Origin of the sequence: Xenorhabdus bovienii SS-2004 (genome assembly GCF_000027225.1) — a bacterium.
GTDB classification, from domain to species: domain Bacteria; phylum Pseudomonadota; class Gammaproteobacteria; order Enterobacterales; family Enterobacteriaceae; genus Xenorhabdus; species Xenorhabdus bovienii_C.
On the sequence record NC_013892.1, the window covers coordinates 1,772,765 to 1,787,604 of the forward strand.

At 46.8% G+C, this 14,840-nt stretch carries 13 protein-coding genes and 1 riboswitch; of the genes, 7 read left to right on the top strand and 6 right to left on the bottom strand.

Features of this window, described 5'->3' with window-relative positions:
- The first annotated feature begins 113 nt into the window (after positions 1-113).
- The 3 genes from tolC to XBJ1_RS07770 all read left to right on the top strand — a co-directional run bounded on the left by tolC (position 114) and on the right by XBJ1_RS07770 (position 3,494).
- Positions 114-1,478 carry an outer membrane channel protein TolC gene (tolC, locus tag XBJ1_RS07760; protein WP_012988308.1) on the top strand — a complete coding sequence of 455 codons (1,365 nt, stop codon included), beginning with the start codon at positions 114-116 and terminating at the stop codon, positions 1,476-1,478.
- Between the two features lie 183 nt (positions 1,479-1,661).
- Entirely contained in the window at positions 1,662-2,327 is a 666-nt protein-coding gene (locus tag XBJ1_RS07765) for a DUF1190 family protein (RefSeq protein WP_173346412.1), read from the top strand.
- A gap of 6 nt (positions 2,328-2,333) precedes the next feature.
- A complete protein-coding gene (locus tag XBJ1_RS07770; protein ID WP_012988310.1) occupies positions 2,334-3,494 on the top strand; it encodes a glutathionylspermidine synthase family protein in 1,161 nt (386 codons plus the stop codon).
- Between the two features lie 34 nt (positions 3,495-3,528).
- On the opposite strand, the gene ygiD is transcribed toward XBJ1_RS07770, so the two are convergent.
- Together ygiD and ribB are read right to left on the bottom strand one after the other, a co-directional pair.
- Positions 3,529-4,305 (bottom strand): 4,5-DOPA dioxygenase extradiol, encoded by a 777-nt coding sequence (gene ygiD, locus XBJ1_RS07775; RefSeq protein ID WP_012988311.1) that lies wholly within the window; start codon positions 4,303-4,305, stop codon positions 3,529-3,531.
- A 272-nt stretch (positions 4,306-4,577) separates the two neighbouring features.
- Positions 4,578-5,231: a 3,4-dihydroxy-2-butanone-4-phosphate synthase gene (ribB, locus tag XBJ1_RS07785; protein ID WP_012988313.1), complete on the bottom strand. Its 654-nt coding sequence runs from the start codon at positions 5,229-5,231 to the stop codon at positions 4,578-4,580.
- Positions 5,232-5,346: 115 nt separating this feature from the next.
- A riboswitch (FMN riboswitch) is annotated at positions 5,347-5,553 on the bottom strand.
- A 136-nt stretch (positions 5,554-5,689) separates the two neighbouring features.
- Between ribB and ubiK the strand changes: the two genes are divergently transcribed.
- On the top strand, positions 5,690-5,977 hold the full coding sequence (gene ubiK, locus XBJ1_RS07795; RefSeq protein ID WP_012988315.1) for a ubiquinone biosynthesis accessory factor UbiK: 288 nt from the start codon (positions 5,690-5,692) through the stop codon (positions 5,975-5,977).
- Positions 5,978-6,088: 111 nt separating this feature from the next.
- Here the strand turns inward: ubiK and hldE are convergent, their stop codons facing one another.
- The 3 genes from hldE to XBJ1_RS07810 all read right to left on the bottom strand — a co-directional run bounded on the left by hldE (position 6,089) and on the right by XBJ1_RS07810 (position 11,456).
- Positions 6,089-7,513, bottom strand: coding sequence for a bifunctional D-glycero-beta-D-manno-heptose-7-phosphate kinase/D-glycero-beta-D-manno-heptose 1-phosphate adenylyltransferase HldE (hldE, locus tag XBJ1_RS07800; RefSeq protein ID WP_012988316.1), 1,425 nt, complete (start codon positions 7,511-7,513; stop codon positions 6,089-6,091).
- 100 nt (positions 7,514-7,613) lie between these two features.
- Positions 7,614-10,454 carry a bifunctional [glutamate--ammonia ligase]-adenylyl-L-tyrosine phosphorylase/[glutamate--ammonia-ligase] adenylyltransferase gene (glnE, locus tag XBJ1_RS07805; protein ID WP_012988317.1) on the bottom strand — a complete coding sequence of 947 codons (2,841 nt, stop codon included), beginning with the start codon at positions 10,452-10,454 and terminating at the stop codon, positions 7,614-7,616.
- 60 nt (positions 10,455-10,514) lie between these two features.
- Positions 10,515-11,456, bottom strand: coding sequence for an inorganic triphosphatase (locus XBJ1_RS07810; RefSeq protein ID WP_012988318.1), 942 nt, complete (start codon positions 11,454-11,456; stop codon positions 10,515-10,517).
- A 299-nt stretch (positions 11,457-11,755) separates the two neighbouring features.
- Here XBJ1_RS07810 and XBJ1_RS07815 point away from each other — a divergent pair, with 299 nt between their 5' ends.
- Positions 11,756-12,376 (top strand): TIGR04211 family SH3 domain-containing protein, encoded by a 621-nt coding sequence (locus XBJ1_RS07815; protein WP_012988320.1) that lies wholly within the window; start codon positions 11,756-11,758, stop codon positions 12,374-12,376.
- 15 nt (positions 12,377-12,391) lie between these two features.
- Positions 12,392-13,573: a multifunctional CCA addition/repair protein gene (locus XBJ1_RS07820; protein ID WP_012988321.1), complete on the top strand. Its 1,182-nt coding sequence runs from the start codon at positions 12,392-12,394 to the stop codon at positions 13,571-13,573.
- 103 nt (positions 13,574-13,676) lie between these two features.
- On the opposite strand, the gene folB is transcribed toward XBJ1_RS07820, so the two are convergent.
- Positions 13,677-14,048, bottom strand: a complete 372-nt coding sequence (gene folB, locus XBJ1_RS07825) for a bifunctional dihydroneopterin aldolase/7,8-dihydroneopterin epimerase (protein ID WP_038198679.1) — start codon at positions 14,046-14,048, stop codon at positions 13,677-13,679.
- 109 nt (positions 14,049-14,157) lie between these two features.
- On the opposite strand from folB, the gene plsY reads away from it, so the two are divergent.
- Positions 14,158-14,817, top strand: a complete 660-nt coding sequence (gene plsY, locus XBJ1_RS07830) for a glycerol-3-phosphate 1-O-acyltransferase PlsY (RefSeq protein WP_012988323.1) — start codon at positions 14,158-14,160, stop codon at positions 14,815-14,817.
- The last annotated feature ends 23 nt before the right edge of the window (positions 14,818-14,840 follow it).

A 14,840-nucleotide genomic window follows, 5' to 3' on the forward strand; every position in this document is an offset into this window, starting at 1 on the left:
CAAGATGGCACAAACAGCCTCCCTAACTTACTGGCATTCTCTGCTAAAATCAGTGGCATTGGCCTATACTCAGAGGCAAATTAAGCAAAATAGCTGCACAACAAGGAACGCAAATGAAAAAATTGCTCTCTCTTTTTATCGCTATGAATCTGGTAGGTTTCAGCACTTTAAGCCATGCAGAAGATCTATTACAAATTTACAAGCAGGCGAAAGAAACTAACCCCGAATTGCTTAAGGCGCAGGCTGACCGCAATTCAATTATTGAAAAAATTAATGAAGTCCGTAGCCCTTTGTTACCACAGCTTGGGCTGAATGCTGGTGTTGACTACGGCAAAAGTTTTCGCAGTAAAGCAGACTCAGAAAGCTATGGGACAAATGCAAAACTGCAACTGACGCAAACCATTTTCGACATGTCAAAATGGTATCAACTGAATCAGGCTGAAAAATCTGCAGGTATCGCTGATATCAGTTACCAGATCGCCCAGCAAAAATTAATTTTGGATACAGCCAAAGCTTATTTCGATGTCTTGAGTAAAATTGATGCGTTAACCTATACCGAAGCACAGAAAGCCTCGCTGTACCGCCAATTGGATCAATCAAGCCAACGCTTTAAGGTTGGTCTGGTTGCCATTACCGACGTACAAAACGCCCAAGCCCAATACGATACCATTCTTGCGTTAGAAGTTTCAGATCGTAACAATCTGGAAAATTCGCTGGAAGGACTGCGTCTGATGACAGGAATCTACTACCCACAACTGGCTTCATTGAATATTGACCGATTCAAAACCAATCAACCTAATCCCGTTGATTCTGTGCGGAAAGAAGCCGAAACCCGCAACTTAAGCCTGTTATCAGCACGTTTGACACAGGATCTAAAACGCGAATTTATCAAAGATGCGCGGACAGGCTACATGCCTACTATTAATTTGACGGCAAGCACTGGGGTCATCAATAGCCATAAACGTGGTACCCAACGAATTGATTCCTACGATGGCGGTAACAACGTTGGTTTATCATTAAGCCTGCCACTTTATAGCGGCGGTCTCACCAATTCTCAGGTCGAACAGGCAAAATATAACTTTGTCAGTGCCAGTCAGGACTTGGAGAATACCTATCGCAAGGTTATTCAGGATGTTCACTCCTCCTCCAATAACCTTTCCGCTTCTATCAGCAGCATTAAAGCCAATAAACAGGCAGTTGTTTCTACACAAAGTTCTCTGGATTCAATGGAAGCCGGTTATCAGGTAGGAACCCGTACCATTGTTGATGTTCTGGACGCCACAACCAAGCTGTATCAAGCCAAACAGAGCCTATCCAAGGCACGTTATGACTATCTGATTAATCAACTAGTGAATAAGCAGGCTCGTGGCACCTTAAATGAAGATGATTTGGTGGCACTCAATAGTATTTTAGGCACAAAGATCTCAACGGATTCTAGCAATATTATTAAAGAGATGAAAACACCAACAACTCGCTGATTTAATGAGCTATCGTTCCTGATTAAAAAACGTTATATTAAAAACGCTATACTATAAAGAAAAGCAGCCCGCCCATTGTGTGGGCTATTTTTTAAGAATATCCCCAAGAGCCTGTCCCGTTGAGCGCCATTAATGGGATTAGCTCTTATTCAAATACCTCCAAGGTGGATGCCCCCTATGACAATGAAACGGACAAAAGAGATAAACCACGATACTTTCCGTAAAACGTGGCGAAATTATCGTTTGGCACCTGTGGCACTCGCTATCAGTGCGGTTTTCATGCTATCGGCCTGTGAACAGAACGATGAAACGGTATCACTCTATACAAATGCCGATGAGTGCTCTCAGGCGAATCCTTCTCAAAGTGAGCAATGCAAGACCGCTTACAACAATGCTCTGAAAGAAGCGGAAAAAACCGCACCGAAATATGCCTCTCGCGAGGAGTGTGTTGCTGAGTTTGGTGAACAACAATGTACCCAGACCCCAGCTCAAGCTGGAGTTGGAACCCAGGCTCAGGCTCAAAGCAGCAGCGGGAGTTTCTGGATGCCATTGATGGCTGGCTACATGATGGGACGTTTGATGGGCGGTAGTTCTACACCATCACAACCGTTATTTACATCAAAATCCGCCACCAGCCCAGCCAACGGCAAGTTTGTTGATGCTACCGGCAAAAGTTATGGCTCTGCCGCCGCAGGCGGTCGCACCATGACAGTACCAAAAACGGCGATGGCACCAAAACCAGCAACAACAACTACCGTTACCCGCGGTGGCTTCGGGGATTCCGTAGCGAAACAGTCTACCATGCAGCGCTCATCTTCCGGTTCCACTTCCCGTTCTATGGGTGGTTAAGCAAAAATGAAACGTATTGGTATTACCGAGCGCCCGGACTGGCGCGAAAAAGCAACAGAATATGGTTTTAACTTTCACACCATGCATGGCCAGCCCTACTGGAGTGAAGAAGCGTATTACCAATTCACCCTGAGCCAGATTGAAGAAATTGAAGATGCTACGGCAGAGCTACACCAAATGTGTTTGCAGGTAGTGGAAAAAGTCGTCAATAGTGAAGAACTGCTGACTAAATTCCAGATCCCTAAACATTGCTGGGAGTTTATTCGTTCTTCATGGATAACCAGCCAGCCTTCGCTCTATTCCCGTTTGGACTTCGCCTATGATGGCAAAAATCCGCCCAAGCTGCTGGAAAACAACGCAGATACCCCAACTTCACTGTATGAATCTGCCTTCTTTCAGTGGATTTGGCTGGAAGATCAGCTCAATGCTGGAAATCTGCCTGCTAATGCAGATCAGTTCAATAGCCTGCAGGAAAAGCTGATTGAGCGTTTTGACCAATTACGTGAAAAGCATGGGTTTGGCTTGCTCCATATGGCTTGCTGCCAGGATACTGAGGAAGACCGTGGTACCATTCAATACTTACAGGATTGTGCCTTAGAAGCGGGTATTCCGACGGAATTCCTGTTTATTGAAGACATCGGTCTGGGTGAAAAAGGGCAGTTTACCGACTTGCAGAATCAAGTGATCGGCAACCTGTTTAAACTGTATCCGTGGGAGTTTATGCTGCGCGAGATTTTCTCAACCAAACTGGCCGATGCTGGCGTCCGCTGGCTGGAACCTGCATGGAAGAGCATTATCTCCAACAAAGCGCTGCTGCCGATGCTGTGGAAAATGTTCCCGAATCATCCGAACTTGCTGCCGGCTTATTTTGCCGATGAACACTACCCAGAAATGGATAGCTATGTCATTAAGCCTTTATTTTCCCGTGAAGGTGCCAATATTCGCATTATCGAGCAAGGCAGGGAAATCGCCAGTGCCGATGGCCCCTATGGGAAAGAAGGCATGATCGTACAGCAATTCCATGCCCTGCCAAAATTTGGCGATAGCTATACGCTGGTAGGCAGCTGGCTGGTCGATGATCAATCTGCGGGTATTTGTATCCGTGAAGATCGTGAATTGATTACACAAGATCTTTCACGGTTTTACCCGCATATTATTTTAGACTAAGTATTTTGGATTAAGTCGGTTGGCTGATTTGCAGTTATCCGACTTGAATCGACAACATACTCAAAGAGCCATCTTCAATACCCTCAACAGGAGTTGAAATCGGCTCTTTTTTGTCCCATGTACCTATCACATAAAACAGCGGCAGGAAATGTTCTGGCGTTGGGTTGGATAATTTGCCATCTCCCCTGTCCAATGCATGGAACAAAGGATGTGGCTCCTCAAGGCTAGTCAAGCTTTCGCGGACAAACTGCTCAAAAGACAGCGACCAAGAATAAGGCTCTGCACCCAGTTTTTCGGCCGGCAGGTTATGCACGACATTACCACTGCCCATAATCAGAATGCCTTCATCTCGCAGTACAGCTAATTTCTTGCCGATTTCATAATGAAAAGAAGCCGGTTGGTTGCGATCCATGCTCAACTGAATCACCGGAATATCTGCATCTGGATACATTTTCGCCAAGATACCCCAAGACCCGTGATCCAACCCCCAATCTCCAAAATCGGTTTCAACCTCAATGGGATCAAGGATATCTTGTATCAACACCGCCAACTCAGGAAAACCTTTAGCCGGATACTGCATATCGTGCAGTGCCTGAGGAAAAGCACCAAAATCATGGATAGTTCTTGGCTGAGTCATGGCTGTCACAACCGTTCCATCAGTGTACCAATGTGCAGAAATCACCAGAATGGCTCTCGGTCTGGGCAATTTTTTTCCCAGTTCAAACCAAGCACGTGAGTAGCGGTTATCTTCAAGGGCATTCATTGGGCTACCATGACCAACGAATAAAGCAGGCATTTTCAGGAGACTCATTCTCGTCCCTCATACAGCAAATTAAACATTCTGGATTACGTCGATTGTCAATAACAACAAAAATATTATGGCAAGATTACGACTTTTCTTCCTTGAATACAGCCAATCAAAAATGATGGAGTATTTCAAAAATACTGAAGGCCGCAGGGGGTGGACTGCGGCCTTTCAAGCGTACACGCAATATAACCGGTATATTCGATTCCGATACGTTTTCTATTCCGAACAGCTTTCTATTTCACCCAAGAAAACAATATGGCAGAAAACAATATGATCTAGCTGGCAGCCTTCGCCATCTGCTGGCGATAGTCTACTAAGTCTTCAATGGTAACAACTGGCATATCATGCTGTTTCGCAAATTCAATCACTTCAGCAGCACGAGCCATTGAGCCATCATCATTTGTTAGTTCACACAGCACACCTGCTGGCTTAAAACCGGCCAGTTTAACCAAATCAATGGTCGCTTCCGTATGACCACGACGGGTCAAAACCCCTCCCGGCTGTGCCCGCAGGGGGAAAACATGCCCTGGTCGACTCAGATCATTTGGCTGTGCACCCTCTGCAATGGCGGCGTGAATAGTGGTAATGCGATCCGCCGCAGAAACTCCCGTTGTCACCCCTTGTGCTGCTTCAATGGTGACGGTAAAAGCAGTCTGATACTGACTGGAGTTATTTTCCACCATCATGGGCAATTGCAGTTGCTGACGACGTTCTTCGGTCAGACAAAGACACACAATTCCGCTGCCATGGCGGATGGTCAATGCCATTTGTTCTACGGTCATCGTTTCAGCAGCGAAAATCATATCACCTTCATTTTCACGATTTTCGTCATCCAGTACCATCACTCCGCGGCCTGCGCGTAAAGCAGCGATTGCACGTTCAACACGCTGAAATGGTGTGCCATATGAGGAAAGTAGCGTCTGATTCATGGTAAAAAAACCTCTTTAAATTTATGGGTTACCAGAATCAGGGCAATTTTGAGGAGTTGATGCTGCAAAAAATACGCAACAAAACAACAGGCAAGCGCAAGCACTTGATTGATGCTGTTATTCTCTCCCATCCGGACTATCACCGTCGGCTCCAGAATCACACTGGATCTGCTGACCTCTGTTTTATCCATCGTTGTTCTGAGACATCTGAGAACAACAAAAAGATAACTGCAAACAGAGCGCTCGCGGGCTTAATGAAATCACCAGAAAGTTATTTCACTTTACCGCCGGTAGGGACTTTCACCCTGCCCTGAGATAAACATTTGCACTATAGCTCTAATAATTCGTAGGGGCAATCAACAAAATCAATTATGAAACCTGGCCCGCAATCATTTATGCTTTCGCTATCAGGTATTAAAATAGCGACAACACCGTTATGTCACAAAAGGATGCTCATCATGCTCGATCCAAAGAAAATTGAACAAATTGCCCGCCAGATCCACAATTCTATGCCGAAAGGCGTGAAAGAATTTGGTGATGACGTAGAAAAAAAATTGCGGACTGTTTTGCAATCCCAACTGAGCAAGTTGGATCTCGTCAACCGTGAAGAGTTTGATATCCAGACCCAGGTTTTACTGCGTACCCGTGAAAAACTGGCCGCAATGGAACAACGCCTGAACGAACTGGAAGCCCGTATCGGAAACCCGCAGGCAGGAATTGAAAAGAAGACTGAGCAAGCGGAATAATTGCGTAAGGAGAATTGCCACTGTACACAATTCTCCCTCATAACTTAGACAATGCCGTTTATGTCCCACAAGAAACATAACGGCATAATGACGCGGTAAGATGCGGTAAACTTACTGGTTTTTAATAGCGTTGATGATATTGCTGGTCGAGATACCATCCTCAAAATTCAATACCATAACTTCCCCACCAGCTGCCCAGACTTCCTGACTGCCCGCGATCTCATCTGGCGTATAATCACCGCCTTTGACCAAGGTATCCGGCAGAACGCCTGCAATTAAACGCTGTGGTGTATCTTCTTCGAATGCCACAACCCAATCCACTGATTCCAGTGCGGACAATACGATCATGCGCTGATCCAACGGATTCACGGGTCGAGTTTCCCCTTTCAGACGTTTAGTCGAAGCATCACTATTGACGGCAACGATCAAGCGATCACCCAGTTTACGAGCGTTGGACAGGTAAGAAACATGCCCTGCATGCAGGATATCGAAACAGCCATTGGTCATGACGATTCGCTCACCGCGCTGACGCGCCTGTGCCACCACGTCTTTCAATTGTGCTTCGCTCATCACACCAAACCCGGTTTCTGCTCGGCCACGCACTGCGTTTTCCAATTCCACTGGCGAAACAGTGGAGGTTCCCAGTTTGCCGACAACAACACCTGCCGCCGCATTAGCAAGATAACAGGCTTCATTCAATGGTTTTCCTGCGGCCAGCGCCGTTGCGAGTACGCCAATCACGGTATCCCCCGCCCCGGTCACATCAAAGACTTCCTGTGCCTGAGTTGGCAGATGCAAAGTTGGCTGCCCTACGCGCAGTAAACTCATTCCCCGTTCAGAACGGGTAATGAGCAGGGCTTTCAATTCCAGATCCTGAACCAGTTTTGTGCCTTTTTCCATCAGCTCGTCATCGTCCTTACAGTGCCCCACAACCGCTTCAAATTCTGACATATTCGGTGTGAGCAGCGTTGCGCCACGGTAGCGCTCAAAATCACTGCCTTTTGGATCGATCAGTACAGGCACATGGGCTTCATTAGCCAGTTTGATCATTGTCTGGATCTGACTCAGTGCACCTTTGGCATAATCCGAGAGCACCAACGCACCGACATAAGGCAGGGATTGTTGGATCTTTTCCAGCATTGGCTGGGCATCCACATTTTGGAAGCCTTCTTCAAAATCCAGACGGATTAATTGCTGGTTACGCGACAAAACCCGCAGTTTTGTGATGGTTGGATGCGTTGGAACAGAAACGAAATTACACTGGACTTTCACACTACTGAGTTTTTCACTCAATGCCCGCGCAGCATCATCAATGCCCGTCAGACCAATCAAATGTGTATTTGCCCCCAGCGATGCAATATTCATGGCAACGTTGGCCGCTCCGCCAGGGCGCTCTTCAATGGTATCCACCTTAACCACAGGAACCGGTGCTTCCGGTGAAATGCGGCTGGTTGGGCCGTACCAATAGCGGTCTAACATGACATCGCCGACAACCAAAACGCCTGCGCGGTGAAAATCAGGGAGTGTTACTTTCATCCCATACTCCAAGTATCAAAATAAACTGTTGCGGATATTACCATAACCTAACTGAATGCCAGCAAGATCCAGCAGGAAAAGCTCGGTTTCCCTCACATTATCAACGACCGAGCCATTTCTGCCAGCTATCGCGCACCAATATTTGCTGCTGGCTGAAGCTTTCGGCAGGAACACGACTGGGTAAGGCCTGCAAGGCAAGGTGATGCAGTTCATCACGCATGGTAATATAAGCCTGCGTCAGCGCCATCGCTTCCTGTTCATCCATAATGTTATAGCTGGCCATCAATTCGAAAATGCGTACATTATCAGACCAGCGGGTCAGCTTTGCGTTTTCCGGTGCATAGCGCAGTACCTGATACTGAGCGATAAATTCAATGTCCGTGATCCCACCCGGATCAGCCTTGATATCAAACTGGTCATGTTGGTGGCTACCTAAATGACGATGCATTTTCTCGCGCATTTCACGCACTTGCTGACACAAGAGATCCGGATCGCGAGGCCGGCATAGAGTTTCATGTCGAATACGTTCAAAATCACCACGCATTTTCTCATCACCAAACACCATTCTCGCCCGAATTAATGCCTGATGTTCCCAAGTCCACGCCTCATGTTTCTGGTAATCGTCGAAAGCATCGAGGGTACTGACCAACATGCCCGATTCACCGGATGGGCGCAAACGGGCATCAACATCATAAAGCACTCCCGAAGCTGTCCGGGTACTGAACAAATGAATAATACGTTGGGCAAGGCGCAAATAAAATTGACGGGCATCAATGGCGCGTTCTCCATCAGTCACTACGTCCATTGGGCAATCCAGTAAAAACACCAGATCCAGATCAGAACCATAACCCAGTTCCCATCCTCCCAACTTGCCATAGCCGATGATGGCAAAACCCAGTCCTTGCTGTCGGGACAAGTGTGCTGGTGCACCATAACGTTTTACCATCTGGTTCCACGCCTGCTGTACCACAGTCCCGATAATCGCTTCCGCCAGATAAGTCAGGTGATCGCTGACTTTCATGACAGGCAGTACACCCGAAATGTCTTCCGCAGCAATGCGCAATAACTGCGCTTGCTTGAATTGCCGCAGTGCCTCCAGCAACTGCTCCTCATCATCTTCAGGAATTCGCAGTAAATATTGGTACAGTTCATCCCGGTAGGCTTCAAGTGGCAGCGGTTCATACAGCGATTTAGGATCAAGCAGTTCATCCAGCAGCAAAGGATGGAGAGACAGCTGGCTGGCAATCATTGGGGAAGCGGCACACAGACGGATAACGTGAATCATTACCTGCTCTGACTCCAGCATCAACTCCAAATAAGTCGTCCGGCTGACGATACTCAGCAACAAAGGAACCATCCGTTCCAAAACAGTATTGGTATCTTCTCTCACCCCAATTTTTGCCAGCAGACGAGGCATCAACTGATCGAGAACATCACGCCCGCGTGGGCCAATAGTGCGCTTACTGACATCGTGACGAAACAGGGCAATCACATCGAGCACTTTCTGAGCATCTTCCTCATCAAGATGAGGAACAAGCATCATCAATTCACTCCTGGTCAAAGCCTCCTGCCATACACTCTTAAACGGTACATGACTGGCTTCTTCGACATTTTCGTCAGTTTCATCACCGATCAATTGCCTGAAGATACTTCGAACAGCATGCATCCTGTGCTCTGTTTCCGCCAACAACCCATCCCAATCTGCAAATCCCATGCCCCAAGACAAGCGGGCGCGATCCAGCGTACTTTCAGGTAAAGTCTGCGTTTGTTGATCTCGAATGGATTGCAGCAAGTTTTCCAGCCGACGCAGAAATAGATAACTTTCTTCAAGCTCTCTCACCTGTTCCGGTGTTAACAATGCCAATACTTCAATGGCTTTCAATGTCAGCAGCAATGAACGGGATTGCAGGCTCGGCTCCCGCCCTCCCCGGATCAGCTGAAATACCTGTGTGATAAATTCGATTTCACGGATCCCACCTGCGCCTAGTTTAATGTTGTCTTTTAAACCTCGACGGCGCACTTCCCGCTCAATCATGCCTTTCATATTACGCAAAGACTGAATCACGCTGAAATCGATATAACGGCGAAAAATAAACGGCCTCAACATCTGGCGCAGTTCCTGGCAATACACCTGCTCGTCGTACCCCAAGATCCGTGCTTTCACCAAAGCGTAACGCTCCCAGTCACGTCCTTGCTCCTGATAATAATCCTCCAGTGCCGAAAAACTGAACACCAGCGGTCCGCTATCACCAAATGGCCGCAATCTCATGTCTACACGATAAACAAATCCGTCCACCGTTTGTTGATCCAGCACTTTGATGAGTTTCTGCCCCAGCCGGGTAAAAAACTGGGAATTATCCATTTCGCGCCGTCCACCTTGTGTCACACCATTTTCGGGATAAGCAAAAATCAGATCGATATCGGAGGAAAAATTGAGTTCCCCACCGCCCAATTTCCCCATGCCAAGGATTAACAACGGCTGTGCTACGCCTTCATGATTGGTTGGCGTTCCCCAATCCTGACAGCAACGCAGATACAACCTATCGCGGGCTGCCACAATCAAAACTTCGGCCAACATACTCAGTTGTCGCAGTGTCTGCTCTGTCGTACTGCCTTGTAGTGCCTGCAACCACGCAATTCTAACCAGCATCCGGTGACGAAACAGGCGCAGAATTCGCATCAGGGAATTTTCATCACTTGCCACAGACAACGCCTGATTTAACCAATCAGAATAGTGTTGCCCTTCCTCCGGTTGAGGAGGATTCTGACGGATTTCATCAAGCCATGCCGGATGTAACAGCAGATTTTCCGCCACAAAGTCACTCAGAGACAACACCGCCTGTTCATGTGGCACAAAGGATTTTATTGTTCCCGCTGATTGTTGGAAATTAGCAATGACATGCTGTAATTGGTGAGCCAAAGGCACTGAAAGTGGCAACATAGCAGGGTTTCCGTTCGTTATCGTATCGTTATTATTACGATTATTTTATAGAGACTGGTTTTATCGTGCTTGAGCCATCAACCACTGAGTTAACGCTAACTTACATTGCAGCCATGATGCGCTGTAACACAATGTTTCTGCATCGGCATTCACTGCTGATAAAGCCCCTTTTAATGCAGGCAATGAGCCTAATACAGGAAAAGCTTCCGCCTGTTGTTCTGTAAGCTGCTCTATCCACACTAAAACCTGCTCTAATCCTGTTTTTCCTTCAGGTATACCTGCCAGCCATCCTTCTTCCTGCTCCTGCCACTGCGCTAAAATTTCAGGCAGAAGAACAGATAATGGCTGCTGCCATCCCAACGTTTCGGGAACCTGCGATAAATCGGTCTGAGTCAAACCATACGTAAGTGCATATCCCCGCGCCGCCTTGCTCTTATGCGCCAACCGCAGCCCCTCCTGCAATGCCAGTTTATCTGCAAGTAACAGAATATCTGCCACATTCCCTTTTTTCAGTTCCAGTTCAAACTCACAAATAGCGGCCGTTCGATTTCCAGAACGAATGACACCTTGATCCAATGCGACTTCAATTTCACTTTGTCCGTGGTTCAAGATCCACTTTTCACGGGTAAAATCAGTGCTGAACAACGCGGTCAGTTGATCTTGTAATTGTGTAATATCGGTATTTTCAGGCCAGATATGGGCAGGAAACTGAGCCAAATCCAGTTCAGGATGATGAAGTGGCACATTGAATTCAGGTCGCTGGTGCAATCCACCCAACACTTTACCGGCTGTTTTGATGGTCATTTCATAGTGTCCATCAAAACCACGGATGCGCAGCCCCATATCCCAGCGACGCAATTGATTATCTGACGTCTCAAAGTAAATATTAGTCAGGTGTTGTGGTGAAAAATAATGGTGGGGAAACTGAAACAATTGCTGGCGAACTGCCGGTATCGCATCGGGTTTGACAGACAATTTTAACTCTACCTCTACAGAACGCATATATTTATCTCTCAATTTATACTGCAAGTTCCGCAGGAGAACACGCTTCTCCCTGCGAGTAACTTCTTTTGGGGAACGTTGGGGTAAAGAGAAAAAATAAACCACAATAGGGGGTTATCTCAACAATGATTATGCTCACTTCGCAAAAAAAAACCACGAACAAGGTCTGTATTCGGTCAGTTAAGAGAGTTCTCATTCTGGTTTACTGATTGCACCTGCAAACTTAACTCTTTACTATCAGTTTGAGTAGTTTGATCACAATAGTCCCATACACAAAGAAAAGAACAGTTGAGCACAGAATGCAAAAACTACATCGATTATTTATCCTATTCCTCGGTTTTACTTTACCGTTATCCATACATGCTGAAGAAAAACGTTATGTCTCTGATGAATTATCAGCTTACATTCGTAGCGGCCCAAGCAATCAACACCGTATCATGGGTTCGCTGAATTCAGGTGAAGAAGTCATCTTGTTGAGTAGTAATTCAGAAAATGGTTACTCACAAGTCAAGGATAGCAAAGGGCGTATAAGCTGGATCTTAACCAATGAACTGAGCACCATTCCCAGCCTGCGTGAACGCATTCCTGCTATGGAACAAGAGATCAGAACCCTGACGAGTAAGCTGGCTAATATTGATAATAACTGGAAGCAACGCACCGCAGATATGCAAAACAAAGTGTCTGCCAGCGATAAGATTATTAATGATCTAAAAGAAGAAAATGCCAAGATCCAGAACAAACTGACTGTAGCTGAAAAAAAGGTAGATATGGCCAATTTACAGTTAGATGATAAACAAAGAGAAATTATCTTACAGTGGTTCATATATGGCGGCGCAGTCGCAGGTATCGGCCTCATTCTGGGTCTTGTGCTGCCACATATTATTCCACGACGCAAACGCAAAGATCGCTGGATGAGCTAATTTAAGGGAGTAAAAGTGAAAGTTTATTTGGTTGGCGGTGCTGTTCGCAATCAACTCTTAGGTCTGCCCGTGACAGAAAGAGATTGGGTGATAGTCGGAGGAAATCCTGAAGAACTTTTATCTCAAGGGTATCAACAGGTCGGGAAGGATTTTCCCGTTTTTCTGCATCCAAAAACCCATGAGGAGTACGCGCTAGCACGCACAGAAAGAAAATCCGGGCAGGGGTATACCGGTTTTACCTGTTATGCCGCTCCCGACGTGACCTTGGAAGAAGATCTGCTGCGTCGAGATTTGACGATTAACGCCATTGCACAAACTGCCGAAGGCGAGTTGATCGATCCTTATCATGGTGCTGATGATCTCAAGCATCGTATTTTGCGCCATGTCTCTGGCGCATTTTCAGAAGATCCATTGCGTGTACTGCGTCTGGCTCGTTTTGCTGCTTACTTTGCTCACCTGAGTTTCTCAATTGCGCCAGAAACCCAATCACTCATCACAAAAATGGTGAAGAGTGGCGAGTTGTCATCCCTGACGCCCGAACGGGTCTGGCGGGAAACCGAAAAGGCACTTACTTCACCCTCACCGCAAATCTACTTTCAGGTTTTACATGATTGTGGTGCACTGGCTATTCTTTTCCCAGAGATCGATCGCCTGTTTGGTGTAGCCCCTATTTCTTCATGGGAGAAATCATCCCTTCAAATGGATGCAGGTATTCATTCATTGAAGGCCTTACACATGGCCACGCAATTGAGCCAAGAAATCGATATTCGTTTCGCCTCATTGTGTGCGCACACCGAAGCCATACAGGTTAAGCAGATGTGCGAAAGACTGCGCATTCCCAATACAGCACGCGATCTTGCTGTCATTGTGGCGCAGTACCACGATTGGGTACACACTGCCGAGCAGTTGCCTCCAGAAACCCTGTTGGCATTGTTTAATGCCGTGGACGCATGGCGCAAGCCCCAACGAATTGAGCAGTTGATTCTTTGTAGCCAAGCTGACGCCCGTGCATATACCGAACTGGAAGCATCCCGCTATCCGCAGGGGCGTTATTTGCGTGACGCCTTTACCACTGTCAGTCAGGTGAATGTCCAAGACGTAATTGCCCGTGGATTTCAGGGCGCTGAGATCCGTACTGAATTAGATAGGCAACGCCAGCTCGCCATCACCAAATGGAAACAACCATCTATTGATTAACTATTGATTAATTCCTGATGCTTGATTATTTCCGGTAATTGATAAAAGCGCTCCAAATAATCTATCAATTTGAGGCGCTTTTTTAATGCAGGAGCTGATCAAATCAGCCATTTATGATTACATCATTTGAACTGCGTTCAATCACCACACCAACACTTTTTGCCTGAGCAACAGCACCCGGTTTACTGACTTTAATTTTCACCCAGGGCGAATGAAATTGATTCAGTAAAATATCCGCCACCTCTTCTGCCACCCGCTCAACTAAGGCAAAGCGCTGGCTTTCCACACGGTGGATCACCGCTTCGCTGACTTTGGCGTAGTCCAGACAGTGTTCGACGTTATCACTGGAAGACGCGCGTTTGTTATCCCATCCCATTTCGATATCGAACACCAGTTTCTGTTTAATTGTCTGTTCCCAGTCATAAACACCAATTGTAGTAATGACCGCTAATTCTTCTATAAATACGATATCCATCACGACCTTTTCCCCGTTTTTCGGTTCACCGGATACCACTTCCGGCCAAATGTGCGTATTATCCATTGTTAGAGTTAAGAAAACGACCCTTATTCATTGGAGATATCTTATGAGTGCTATCGCACTTGGCATGATCATCTTCGCGTACCTATGTGGCTCCATATCCAGCGCGATATTGATCTGCCGTTTGGCAGGACTACCCGATCCCCGCCAGAATGGTTCCGGTAACCCGGGGGCAACAAATGTACTGCGCATCGGAGGTAAAGGTGCTGCACTGGCAGTGCTTATCTGCGATGTCCTGAAAGGAATGATTCCGGTTTGGCTGGCGTACAAACTCAATATTCAACCCACCTATTTGGGCATTATCGCCATTGTCGCCTGTCTAGGCCACATTTACCCCGTGTTCTTTCGCTTCAAAGGCGGTAAAGGCGTTGCGACTGCGTTTGGGGCGATTGCCGCCATTGGTTGGGACCTTATGGGATTAATTGCTGGTACATGGCTGCTGACCGTGCTGTTAAGCGGTTACTCATCATTGGGTGCCATTGTCAGTGCGTTGATCGCTCCTTTCTACGTTTGGTGGTTTAAACCTGAATTAACCTTTCCCGTCGCAATGCTTTCCTGTCTGATACTTCTGCGCCATCACGATAATATTCAGCGCCTTTGGCGTGGGCAGGAAAGCCGTATTTGGCAGAAGCTGAAAAAGAAACAGGAAATGACGGATAAAGAAAAAATTCAAGCGGTTAAAGAGCAGGAACAGCAAGACGAGTAATAACAGATGGCCCCCACAAGGGG